We start from the raw sequence: 11,887 nt of genomic DNA, 5'->3' as shown, positions 1-11,887 counted from the left end.
CCCGCGTCAGCGGCAGCGGGCGCAGAACGCGTCGAGCGCCTCGGCCTGCACCCGGTGCACGTGCGCGGGGTCCGCGGTGGCGATGAGCGTCATCTGCAGGCCCCGCCACAGCGCCACGAGTTCCGTGGCGCGCGCCTGGGCGGTACGCGCGTCGAGACCCTCGCGGCGCAGCCGCGCGACGGCCGGCCGCTGCCAGTCGGCGATCTCGCCCAGCAGCTCCCCGTACCCCTCGCGGGAACGGGCCGCCTGCCCGAACACCTCGAAGAACAACCGGCAGAAGTCGAGGTTCGCCGGGTCGGCGATCGCGTCCCAGACCTGCTGCAGCGCAGGCCGCAGCGGCTCCGAGCCCGCCGCCAGCCGCGTCCACGCGGACTCGAAGGTGGGGAACCGCTCGCGGCCGACGGCCTGCAGGGCCTCCCCCACGAGGGCCTCCTTGCTGCCGAAGTAGTACAACAGCATGCGGTTGTTCGACCCCGTGGCGCGGCCGAGGCCGCGCAGCGTCAGCGAGGTCACCCCGTGGTCGAGGACGTGGTCGGCGACGAGGTGCAGCAACCGGTCCCGTTCGTCCACGCGACCACCGTAGCGACGCCCACCCCGTCCCCGAGGGGACCCGAGAGTCCGGAGCACCCCGTGCGCACCCTGCTCGACCTGCCCAAGGCCCACCTGCACCTGCACCTCGAGGGCGCGATGCGCCCCGCGACGCTGGCCGACTTCGCCACCACCGCGGGCGAGGCGGCGCCCGCGACGCGCGGTTTCACGTCGTTCGCCGAGTTCGGCGGGATGTACCGCGACGCGGTGGCCTTCCTGCGCACGCCCGACCAGCTCGCCCGGATCACGCGCGAGGTAGTGGCCGACGCGGCCGAGTCCGGCGCCGTGTGGATCGAGGCGCAGATGAACCCCATGTTCTACGTGCCCCGCTTCGGCAGCGTCGAGGAGGTGCTCGAGCTCGTCATCGCCGAGGGGCAGGCCGAGGCGGACCGCCTCGGCATCGGGTTCGGGCTCATGGTGTGCGCGCTGCGCGACGCCCCGCCCGAGGCCGCCGAGGAGCTGGCCCGCGTCGGCGTCCGCTACGTGGGCCGCGGGGCCGTCTCCTTCGGGCTCGCCTCCGACGAGTCGCTGTTCCCGCCCGCCCCCTTCGAGCGCGCCTTCGCGATCGCCCGCGAGGGCGGTCTGGTCAGCACCCCGCACGCCGGGGAGCTGCTGGGCCCGGACAGCGTCCGGGACGCCATCGACCTGCTGGGCGCCCGCCGCATCCAGCACGGCGTGCGGGCCGTGGAGGACCCGGCGCTCGTGGAGCGCCTGGCCGCCGAGGGCGTCGTGCTGGACGTGTGCCCGACCTCGAACGTCGAGCTGTTCGTCGTGCCGGAGATCGGGCAGCACCCCCTGCCCGCGCTGCTGGAGGCGGGCGTGCGGTGCACCATCAACGGCGACGACCCGCTGCTGTTCGGCCCCGGGCTGCTGGAGGAGTACGAGACGGCGCGCACCGTGCTCGGCCTGAGCGACGAGCAGCTCGCGGGCGTGGCCCGCACCTCGCTGGAGGCCGCGGCCGCCCCCGCGGAGCTCATCGCCACGCAGGTCGCCGCGGTCGACGCCTGGCTCGCCGCCCCGGCCTGACCCCCGGTCCGCCGGGACGTGCGAGGGCCCCCCGCGCAGCGGTCGTCGCTGCGCGGAGGGCCCCGGTGCCCTCCTCAGGCGTTCGCGACCAGCCCCAGCTCGGCGGGCGTCGCGAGCCCGGTGTGCTGCGGCAGGATCCGCACCGTGTAGCCGAACGGGCCGGTCTGGCGCAGGGTGATCTCGCCCTCGTAGCGGTGCCGGCCGTCGTCGAAGCTCTCGGCGTGGCGCAGCGTCACCGTCCCGGTGGAGCGGATCTCGTCGGACTCGGTGACCCGGCCGTGCACGACCTGGACCTGCACGTCGTCGGGCGCGAGGCCCCCGAGGGTCACGAACCCCCGCACGTGCACGACGTCGCCGACCTGCGCGGAGTCGCCCACGCCGGAGGACTCGACGTGGTCCACCCGCACCGTCGACCACTGCGACCGGATGCGGCTCTTCCAGGCCGCGAGGTCCTTCGCGGCCCCGGCGCCCGAGGCCGTCGCGGCCCGCCCCGCGACCGCGGCGGGCACGTAGAGCTGCTGCACGTAGTCCTGCACCATGCGGCTCGCGAGGACCTTCGGCCCGAGCGAGGCGAGGGTGTGGCGGACCATCTCGAGCCAGCGGGCGGGCAGCCCGCGCTCGTCGCGGTCGTAGTAGCGGGCCGCGACCGAGTTCTCGATGAGGTCGTACAGCGCCGACGCCTCGAGGTCGTCGCGGTGGTCGGCGTCGTCGACGCCGTCGGCCGTCGGGATGGCCCAGCCGTTGCCGCCGTCGTACCACTCGTCCCACCACCCGTCGAGGATCGACAGGTTCAGGCCGCCGTTCAGCGCGGCCTTCATGCCGGAGGTGCCGCAGGCCTCGAAGGGCCGCAGCGGGTTGTTCAGCCAGACGTCGCAGCCCGGGTACAGCGACAGCGCCATGGTGATGTCGTAGTTCGGCAGGAAGACGATGCGGTGGCGGACCTCGGGGTCGTCGGCGAAGCGCACCATCTGCTGGATGAGCCGCTTGCCGGTCTCGTCCGCCGGGTGGGACTTGCCGGCGATGACGAGCTGCACGGGCCGCTCGGGGTGCAGCAGCAGCGCCTTGAGCCGCTCGGGGTCGCGCAGCATGAGCGTCAGCCGCTTGTACGTCGGGACGCGGCGGGCGAAGCCGATGGTCAGGACGTCCGGGTCGAGCACGTCCTTGGTCCAGGCCAGCTCGGCCTCGCTGGCCCCGCGCTGCAGCCAGGACAGCTTCAGGCGGCGGCGGGCGTCGTCGACGAGGCGGGCGCGCAGCACGCGCCGGGTCCGCCAGATCTCCTCGTCGGGGACCTGGTCGACCTTCTCGAAGCCCTCCCCCGCACCCACGAGGCCCGCGCCGATGTACTGCTTGCCCATGGTGATGACCTCGGGCGCGACCCAGGTCGGCGCGTGCACGCCGTTGGTGATGGAGGAGATCGGGACCTCGGGCGCGTCGAAGCCCGGCCAGAGCCCGTCGAACATGCCGCGGCTGACGGCCCCGTGCAGCTGCGAGACCCCGTTGGCGCGCTGCGCGAGGCGCAGGCCCATGACGGCCATGTTGAAGACGCCCGGGTCGCCGCCCTCGTAGGTCTCGGCGCCCAGCGCCAGGATCCGGTCGACCGGGACCCCCGCCAGCGCGTTGTCCGGCCCGAAGTACAGCTCGATCTGGTCGCGGCCGAAGCGGTCGATGCCCGCCGGCACGGGGGTGTGCGTCGTGAAGACGGTGGCGGCCCGGACGGCCTCGAGCGCCTCGTCGAAGCTCAGGCCGCGCGCGACGTGCTCGCTGATCCGCTCGATGCCGAGGAAGCCCGCGTGGCCCTCGTTGGTGTGGTAGACCTCCGGCTCCGGCGCGCCGGTGAGGCGCGACCACAGGCGCAGGGCGCGGACACCGCCGACGCCGCACAGCAGCTCCTGCTGCAGCCGGTGCTCACCGCCGCCGCCGTAGAGGCGGTCGGTGACGCTGCGGGCGGCCTCGTCGTTCTCCTCCACGTCGGAGTCCAGCAGCAGCAGGGGCACCCGCCCGACCTGCGCCTTCCACACGTGGGCCACGATGCGGCGCCCGCCGGGCAGGTCGACGTGGACCTTCGCGGGGCTGCCGTCGGCCTCGCGCAGCTGCGACAGCGGCAGCCCGTCGGGGTCCAGGACCGGGTAGGTCTCCTGCTGCCAGCCGTCGCGCGAGAGCGACTGCTTGAAGTAGCCCGTCGCGTAAAAGAGGCCGACCCCGACGATGGGCACGGACAGGTCGCTGGCCGACTTCAGGTGGTCGCCCGCGAGGATGCCGAGCCCGCCGGAGTACTGCGGCAGCGCACCGGTGATGCCGAACTCCATCGAGAAGTACGCCACCGCCGCCGGGGCCGCCTCGCCCAGGGTCGAGTACCAGCCCGGTCGCGACAGGTAGGCCTGCAGGTCGGCGTGCGCCGCCTGCACGCGCGCGACGAACGTCGCGTCGCCCGCCAGGGCCTCCAGGGCGTCGGTGCTCAGGGCACCCAGCAGGGCTCCGGGTTCCCGGTGGACGGCGACCCAGGCCGTCGGGTCCATCGACTCGAAGAGGTCGCGCGTGGGCTTGTGCCACGACCAGCGCAGGTTGCTGGCGAGCTCCCCCAGGGGCGCCAGGGGCGCGGGGAGCACGGTGCGGACGGTGAAGCGGCGGATGGCTCTCACGAGGAGCGAGGCTAGTGCGGGGACCGCCTCCCCGGGGCTCTTCCCACCCGTCGATCACGTCGCGACTTCTGCCCCAGTCCTCGGTAGGTTGCCGCACGTGACGACCGAGGAGCAGCGGACCGGACGTGCAGCACCTCAGGCGCCCCTCGCGGTGGGCCGGCAGCGGACCAGCGAGGTGGGACGCATCCCCGTGCTGGACGTGAGCCCCGTCGTGGACGGCGGACGATGGCCGGCGAAGGCGGTGGTCGGCGAGCAGGTCCCCGTCGGGGCGACCGTGTTCCGCGAGGGCCACGACGCCGTCGCGGCGACCGCCGTCCTCGTGCGACCCGACGGCAGCGTCGGCGACAGCGCGCGGATGACGCTCACCGTGCCCGGGACGGACCGCTACGCGGCCGTCCTGGTCCCGGACGCGCCGGGCCCGTGGGGCCTGCGCGTCGAGGGGTGGTCGGACCCGTACGGCACCTGGGAGCACGACGCGACCATCAAGGTGGCCGCCGGCGTCGACGTCGCCCTCATGCTCGAGGAGGGGGCCCGGCTGCTGGAGCGCGCCGCCGCCCAGGAGGGCCGCGACCCCGAGGGCACCCGGGTGCTGGGTGCCGCGGCGAACCACCTGCGCGACACCGCGGCCGGCGACGCCGAGCGCCTGGCCGCAGGCCTGACGCCGGAGGTGCACGCGGCGCTGGACCGGCTGCCCGTGCGCGAGATGCTGTCGAGCTCGCGCACCTACGACCTGCGCGTCGAGCGCGTCCTCGCCATGAGCACCAGCTGGTACGAGTTCTTCCCCCGCTCGGAGGGCGCGACCTTCGACGAGGAGACCGGCCGCTGGACGTCGGGCACCTTCGCCACGGCCGCCGAGCGCCTGCCCGCGATCGCCGACATGGGCTTCGACGTCGCCTACCTGACGCCCATCCACCCCATCGGTGCGATCAACCGCAAGGGGCCGAACAACTCCCTCGTCGCGGGCCCGCTCGACCCGGGCTCGCCCTACGCCATCGGCTCCGCCGAGGGCGGGCACGACGCGATCCACCCCGACCTGGGGACCTTCGACGACTTCGACGCCTTCGTGGCGCGCGCCCGCGAGCTGGGCCTCGAGGTGGCCCTCGACCTGGCGCTGCAGTGCGCGCCGGACCACCCGTGGGTCACCTCCCACCCGGAGTGGTTCACGACCCGCGTCGACGGGACCATCGCCTACGCGGAGAACCCGCCGAAGAAGTACCAGGACATCTACCCGCTCAACTTCGACAACGACCCCGAGGGCATCTACGCCGAGGTCAAGCGCGTGGTCGACCTGTGGATCGCGCACGGGGTCACGCTCTTCCGCGTCGACAACCCGCACACCAAGCCGGTGGAGTTCTGGGAGTGGCTCATCGGCGAGGTGAACCGCGAGCACCCCGAGGTCGTGTGGCTCTCGGAGGCCTTCACGCGCCCGGCGATGATGCACACCCTCGCCAAGGTCGGCTTCCAGCAGTCCTACTCCTACTTCGCCTGGCGCAACGAGGCGTGGGAGCTGCGGCAGTACCTGACCGAGCTGACCACCGAGTCCGCGCACTACATGCGGCCGAGCTTCTGGCCGACGACGCACGACATCCTCACGCCGACCATGCAGTACGGCGGCCCGCCCGTCTTCAAGCTGCGCGCGGCGCTCGCGGCGCTGCTCTCGCCGTCCTGGGGCATCTACACGGGCTACGAGCTCGTGGAGCACGCCGCCCGCCCGGGCGCGGAGGAGCAGCTGGACAACGAGAAGTACCAGTACCGCCCCCGCGACTTCGCCCGCGCCGAGGCCGAGGGCTGGAGCCTCGCGCCCTACCTGCGGCGGCTGAACGCCGTGCGCCGCGCCCACCCGGCGCTGCAGCAGCTGCGCGGCACCACGTTCCACGCCACCGACGACGAGAACTTCCTCGCGTTCTCGCGCCGGCACGTGACGACCGGTCCCGACGGGGCCGAGGTCGAGGACCTGGTGATCGTCGTGGTCAACCTCGACCCGCACGCGGCGCGCGAGACCACCGTGCACCTGGACATGGCCGCGATCGGGCGGGAGTGGTACGACCGCTTCGAGGTCACCGACCTGATCACCGGTGCGACGTTCGAGTGGGGCGAGCACGACTACGTGCGCCTGGACCCCTACACCGAGCCGGCGCACGTGCTGCACGTCAGGAGCCGCTGACCGTGGACACCCGTGGCATGGCCGGCCCCGGCCTGAAGAACGACCCCCAGTGGTACAAGACCGCCGTCTTCTACGAGGCGCTCGTGCGCGCCTTCTCCGACTCCAACGGCTCGGGCAGCGGCGACTTCTCCGGTCTCATCGACCGCCTGGACTACCTGCAGTGGCTGGGCGTCGACTGCCTCTGGCTGCCGCCCTTCTTCGCCTCCCCGCTGCGCGACGGCGGCTACGACATCTCCGACTACAACGCGGTGCTCCCGGAGTTCGGCACCATGCCGGAGTTCCAGCGCCTCGTGCAGGAGGCCCACCAGCGGGGCATCCGCATCATCATCGACCTGGTCATGAACCACACCAGCGACCAGCACCCGTGGTTCCAGGCCAGCCGCAGCGACCCGGACGGGCCCTACGGCGACTTCTACGTGTGGAGCGACACCGACGAGAAGTACGCCGACGCGCGCATCATCTTCGTCGACACCGAGACGTCGAACTGGACGTTCGACCCGGTGCGCCGGCAGTACTTCTGGCACCGGTTCTTCTCCCACCAGCCCGACCTCAACTTCGACAACCCCGAGGTCGAGGAGGCGATGTTCGACACCGTCCGCTTCTGGATGGGCATGGGCATCGACGGCTTCCGGCTCGACGCCGTGCCGTACCTCTACGAGGAGGAGGGCACGAACGGGGAGAACCTCCCCGCGACGCACGCCTTCCTGCGCCGGCTGCGGAAGATGGTCGACACGGAGTTCCCCGGCCGCGTCCTGCTGGCTGAGGCGAACCAGTGGCCCTTCGACGTCGTGGAGTACTTCGGCACGGAGGAGGAGCCGGAGTGCCACATGTGCTTCCACTTCCCCGTGATGCCGCGGCTGTACTACTCGCTGCGCGAGGGCCGGGCCACGCCCATCACCGACATCCTCTCCGCCACACCGGACATCCCGGTCGCCAGCGGGCAGTGGGGCACCTTCCTGCGCAACCACGACGAGCTCACGCTCGAGATGGTGACGACGGAGGAGCGCGCCGCCATGTACGGCTGGTACGCCCCCGACCCCCGCATGCGCGCGAACATCGGCATCCGCCGGCGCCTCGCGCCGCTGCTGGACAACTCCCGGCCCGAGATCCAGCTCATCCACGCCCTCGTCCTCAGCCTGCCCGGCAGCCCCTGCCTGTACTACGGCGACGAGATCGGCATGGGCGACAACATCTGGCTCGACGACCGCGACGCCGTGCGCACGCCGATGCAGTGGACGCCGGACCGCAACGCGGGCTTCTCCTCGGCCGACCCCGGCAAGCTGTACCTGCCGACCGTGCAGTCGCTCGTCTACAACTACCAGTCGGTCAACGTGGAGGCCCAGCTCGCGACGTCCTCGTCACTGCTGCACTGGGTCCGGGCCGTCCTGGCCGTGCGGCGGGCGCACCCCGTCTTCGGCCGCGGCGACTACTACCCGCTGACCAGCCGGCACCCGGGCGACGACGGCGGGCTGACCGCGGGCGAGCAGTCCCTCGAGGCAGTTCTGGACGTCCCCGCGGAGCGGCCCGAGGACGGCTACTGCGACAACGAGGCGGTGCTCGCGTTCCTGCGGGTGCTGCCCGCCACCAACGACACCGAGGGGGAGACCGTGCTCTGCGTCAACAACCTCTCCGAACACCCCCAGTCCGCGACCCTGCGCATGCCCGGCCACGCGGGCGCCAAGGTCCGCTCGCTCTTCGGCGGCGCGGCGTTCCCCGACGTCGACGCCGAGGCCGGCCTCACGCTGACGCTGGGCTCCCGGGACTTCTACTGGCTCAAGCTCGCGGGTGGGGCGTGAGCGGCGCCGCGGTCGCGGAGGCCGCCGACTCCCCGCTGGCGCAGCTCCTGCTGGACTGGGCGCCCCGCCAGCGCTGGTACGCGCACAAGGGCGCCTCGGCGCGGGTGCTGCGCGTCGAGCGCGCACCGCTGGACGAGTCCGGCGTCGCGCAGCTGCTCGCGCTCACCGTCGCCTCGGGCGAGGGCGACGACGTCACCAGCACCGTCTACCAGGTGCCGCTGACGTTCCGGCACGCCCCGGACGAGGCGCTGCAGCACGCGCTCGTCGGGCAGCTGGGGGCCGGGCAGCTCGCGGGCGGCGACGGCTCCCCCGCCTGGGTCTACGACGGCCCGCACGACCCGACCTGGACGCGCGCCCTGCTGACCCTCGTGGCCGCGGAGGAGGGCGCCGGCTCGGCGACCTTCGGCGCGCACGGCGCCAGCGCCGACGGCGGGCTGCCCGTGCCCGCCGGTCACCGCACCAAGGTCCTCAGCGGCGAGCAGTCGAACACCTCGATCGTCGTGCAGGCCGACGAGGGCGCGACGCCCCTGATCGCCAAGGTCTTCCGCGTCCTCAACGCGGGCGACAACCCCGACGTCGTCGTGCAGACCGCCCTCGCGGCCGCCGGCTGCGCGCGGGTGCCCCGGCCCGCGGGCTGGGTGGACGGTCAGTGGACCGCCCCCGACGGCAGCCTCGCCGTCGGGCACCTCGCCCACCTGACCGAGTTCCTGGCCGGCTCCTCCGACGCGTGGCGGGTCGCGACGGCCGCCGTGGCGGAGGGCCGCGACTTCTCCGCCGAGGCCGCCGAGCTCGGCCGGGCGACCGCCGAGGTGCACTCGGTCCTCGCGGCCGAGCTGCCCACGGTCGCCGCCACGCCGGAGCGCCTCGGCGCCCTGGCCGACGGCCTCCTCGACCGCCTCGCGTGGGCGGTCGCGGCCGTGCCGCAGCTCGCCCCGAGCGCCGACGCGGCCCGCGGGCACCTCGACGCCGTCCGCCACGTCGCCGGCGCGCCGGACCTGCAGCGGGTGCACGGCGACTACCACCTCGGGCAGGTGCTGCACTCGGCTGCCCGCGGCTGGGTCCTGCTCGACTTCGAGGGCGAGCCGCTGCGCCCCCTGGCCGAGCGCAGCGACCCCGACCTCGCCCTGCGCGACGTCGCGGGCATGCTGCGCTCCTTCGACTACGCCGCCTCCACGGGCGAGGGCGACGCCGCCGCCCGCTGGTCGCAGGCGTGCCGCACGGCGTTCCTGGACGGCTACGCGGCCGTCGCGGGCGTCGAGGCGCGCACGCCCGGGTCGGCCGCCGAGGTCCTCCTGCGCGCCCTGGAGCTCGACAAGGCCCTCTACGAGGCCGTCTACGAGGCGCGCAACCGCCCCGACTGGCTGCCCATCCCCCTCAACGCCGTCCACCGCCTGCTCGCCTGACGGGCGAGGCACACCCGAGCACGGGAGACTGATCGTCATGCCGAGCACCAGTTCGACCCCACCCGCCCCCGCCCCCGTCGACACCGGCGAACTGGCCCGGGTCGCGGCCGGCGCACACTGGTCGCCGCACTCCGTCCTGGGCGCGCACCCGCACGAGGGCGGCGTCACCTACCGGACGCTGAAGCCCTTCGCCGCGAGCGTCGCCGTGACCACGGCCGACGGCACCCGCGTGCCCCTGGTCCACGAGTACGACGGCGTCTGGGTCGGCGTCCAGCCCGACGCGACCGTCGAGGACTACCGCCTCGAGGTCACCTACCCCGGCGGCGAGCCGCACGTCCTCGACGACCCGTACCGCTTCCTGCCCACCGTCGGCTCGGTCGACCTGCACCTCATCGGCGAGGGCCGCCACGAGGAGCTGTGGAACGTCCTCGGCGCGCACGTGCACCGCTGGGAGGGCCCGCTGGGCCCCGTCCAGGGCACGTCCTTCGCGGTGTGGGCGCCCAACGCGCAGGCCGTCCGCGTCGTCGGCGACCACAACCACTGGAACGGCCGCACCGAGGGCATGCGCTCGCTGGGCTCCTCGGGCGTCTGGGAGATCTTCCTCCCGGGCGTCGGCGCCGGCTCGCGCTACAAGTTCGAGATCCTCGGCGCCGACGGGCAGTGGCGGCAGAAGGCCGACCCGATGGCGCAGGCCACCGAGGTCCCGCCCGCCACGGCGTCGGTCGTCACCGAGTCCTCCTACGAGTGGTCCGACGCCGAGTGGATGACGGCCCGCGCGGCCAGCGACCCGCACGCCGGTCCCGTCTCGGTGTACGAGGTCCACCTCGGGTCCTGGCGCCAAGGGCTGAGCTACCAGCAGCTCGCGGTCGAGCTCGTCGACTACGTCAAGAGCTCGGGCTTCACCCACGTCGAGTTCCTGCCCGTCATGGAGCACCCGTTCGGCGGCTCGTGGGGCTACCAGGTCACGGGCTTCTTCGCGCCCACCTCGCGCTTCGGGTCCCCCGACGACTTCCGCCACCTCGTCGACGCGCTGCACCGCGCGGGCATCGGCGTCATCCTCGACTGGGTGCCCGGGCACTTCCCCAAGGACGAGTTCGCCCTGGGCCGCTTCGACGGCACGCCGCTGTACGAGCACGGCGACCCCCGCCGCGGCGAGCAGATGGACTGGGGCACCTACGTCTTCGACTTCGGCCGCAGCGAGGTCCGCAACTTCCTCGTGGCCAGCGGGCTGTACTGGCTGGAGGAGTTCCACGCCGACGGCCTGCGGGTCGACGCCGTCGCGTCGATGCTCTACCTGGACTACTCCCGCGAGGAGGGCCAGTGGGAGCCCAACGTCTTCGGCGGCCGCGAGAACCTCGAGGCCATCGGCTTCCTGCAGGAGGCCAACGCCACGGCCTACAAGCGCACGCCCGGCATCATGATGATCGCCGAGGAGTCCACGGCGTTCCCGGGCGTCACGGCCCCCACGAGCGGCGGCGGCCTCGGCTTCGGCCTGAAGTGGAACATGGGCTGGATGCACGACTCGCTGGCCTACGTCTCGCAGGACCCGGTGAACCGGCAGTACCACCACGGCGAGCTCACGTTCAGCCTCGTCTACGCGTTCACGGAGAACTTCACGCTGCCGATCTCGCACGACGAGGTCGTGCACGGCAAGGGCTCCCTGCTCCGCAAGATGCCCGGTGACCGCTGGCAGCAGCTCGCCAACGTCCGCGCCTACCTCGCGTACATGTGGTCCCACCCCGGCAAGCAGCTGCTGTTCATGGGCGCCGAGCTGGGCCAGGAGGCGGAGTGGTCGGAGAGCCGCTCGCTGGACTGGTGGCTGCTCGACACCCCGTGGCACCAGGGCCTGCAGCGCCTGGTCACGGCGCTGAACACCACCTACAAGGCGCGCCCGGAGCTGTGGTCGAACGACTTCGACAGCAGCGGCTTCTCGTGGATCGACGGCGGCGACAACCTGCGCAACGTGCTGTCCTACGCGCGGTTCTCCACCGACGGCACGCCGCTGGTCGCGATCTGCAACTTCTCCGGCGCTGCGTACGAGGACTTCCGCGTGGGCCTGCCCACCGGGGGCACCTGGCGCGAGCTGCTGAACACCGACGCCGAGGAGTTCGCGGGCTCCGGCGTCGTCAACACCGGGCCGCTGACCGCCGAGGCGGTCGCCTGGAACGGCCAGGAGCAGTCGGTCCAGCTGCGGGTGCCGCCGCTGGGCGTCACCTGGCTCGTGCCGGACGCCTGACCCGGCCCACCGGCAGACCAGACAGACGACGACGG

7 protein-coding genes are annotated in these 11,887 nt (G+C 73.2%); 5 read left to right on the top strand and 2 right to left on the bottom strand.

Translation table 11 applies throughout. The annotated features are described in order from the left end of the window. Positions 1-6: 6 nt before the first annotated feature. Positions 7-570, bottom strand: a complete 564-nt coding sequence (locus F1544_RS18715; RefSeq protein ID WP_167587640.1) for a TetR/AcrR family transcriptional regulator — start codon at positions 568-570, stop codon at positions 7-9. A 60-nt stretch (positions 571-630) separates the two neighbouring features. Here F1544_RS18715 and add point away from each other — a divergent pair, with 60 nt between their 5' ends. Further along, positions 631-1,614: an adenosine deaminase gene (gene add / locus F1544_RS18710; RefSeq protein ID WP_167587639.1), complete on the top strand. Its 984-nt coding sequence runs from the start codon at positions 631-633 to the stop codon at positions 1,612-1,614. A gap of 74 nt (positions 1,615-1,688) precedes the next feature. On the opposite strand, the gene glgP is transcribed toward add, so the two are convergent. Next, the gene (glgP, locus tag F1544_RS18705) at positions 1,689-4,253 is read right to left on the bottom strand and encodes an alpha-glucan family phosphorylase (protein ID WP_167587638.1); all 2,565 of its coding nucleotides are present in this window, start codon (positions 4,251-4,253) and stop codon (positions 1,689-1,691) included. Here glgP and F1544_RS18700 point away from each other — a divergent pair. The 4 genes from F1544_RS18700 to glgB are packed head-to-tail and all read left to right on the top strand — an operon-like array spanning position 4,243 to position 11,852. After that, on the top strand, positions 4,243-6,417 hold the full coding sequence (locus tag F1544_RS18700; RefSeq protein WP_280114933.1) for an alpha-1,4-glucan--maltose-1-phosphate maltosyltransferase: 2,175 nt from the start codon (positions 4,243-4,245) through the stop codon (positions 6,415-6,417). The genes glgP and F1544_RS18700 overlap by 11 nt on opposite strands. Positions 6,418-6,434: 17 nt before the next feature. Beyond that, entirely contained in the window at positions 6,435-8,213 is a 1,779-nt protein-coding gene (gene treS, locus F1544_RS18695; RefSeq protein WP_167587663.1) for a maltose alpha-D-glucosyltransferase, read from the top strand. Beyond that, positions 8,210-9,616 (top strand): maltokinase N-terminal cap-like domain-containing protein, encoded by a 1,407-nt coding sequence (locus F1544_RS18690; protein WP_208972181.1) that lies wholly within the window; start codon positions 8,210-8,212, stop codon positions 9,614-9,616. Before treS ends, F1544_RS18690 begins: the two co-directional genes overlap by 4 nt. 37 nt (positions 9,617-9,653) lie before the next feature. Then, complete coding sequence (gene glgB / locus F1544_RS18685; protein ID WP_167587637.1) at positions 9,654-11,852, top strand: 1,4-alpha-glucan branching protein GlgB; 2,199 nt, start codon at positions 9,654-9,656, stop codon at positions 11,850-11,852. Positions 11,853-11,887: the final 35 nt, after the last annotated feature.

It is taken from the genome of Kineococcus rubinsiae (assembly GCF_011839805.1).
Classification (GTDB): domain Bacteria; phylum Actinomycetota; class Actinomycetes; order Actinomycetales; family Kineococcaceae; genus Kineococcus; species Kineococcus rubinsiae.
This window is presented reverse-complemented; position numbering and strand designations above follow the sequence as displayed.

Excerpts from the sequence above, each read along its gene's own strand:
- F1544_RS18700 (WP_280114933.1), top strand. The coding sequence starts at position 4,243 with ATGGCTCTCACGAGGAGCGAGGCTAGTGCGGGGACCGCCTCCCCGGGG.
- treS (WP_167587663.1), top strand. The coding sequence starts at position 6,435 with ATGGCCGGCCCCGGCCTGAAGAACGACCCCCAGTGGTACAAGACCGCC.
- glgB (WP_167587637.1), top strand. The coding sequence starts at position 9,654 with ATGCCGAGCACCAGTTCGACCCCACCCGCCCCCGCCCCCGTCGACACC.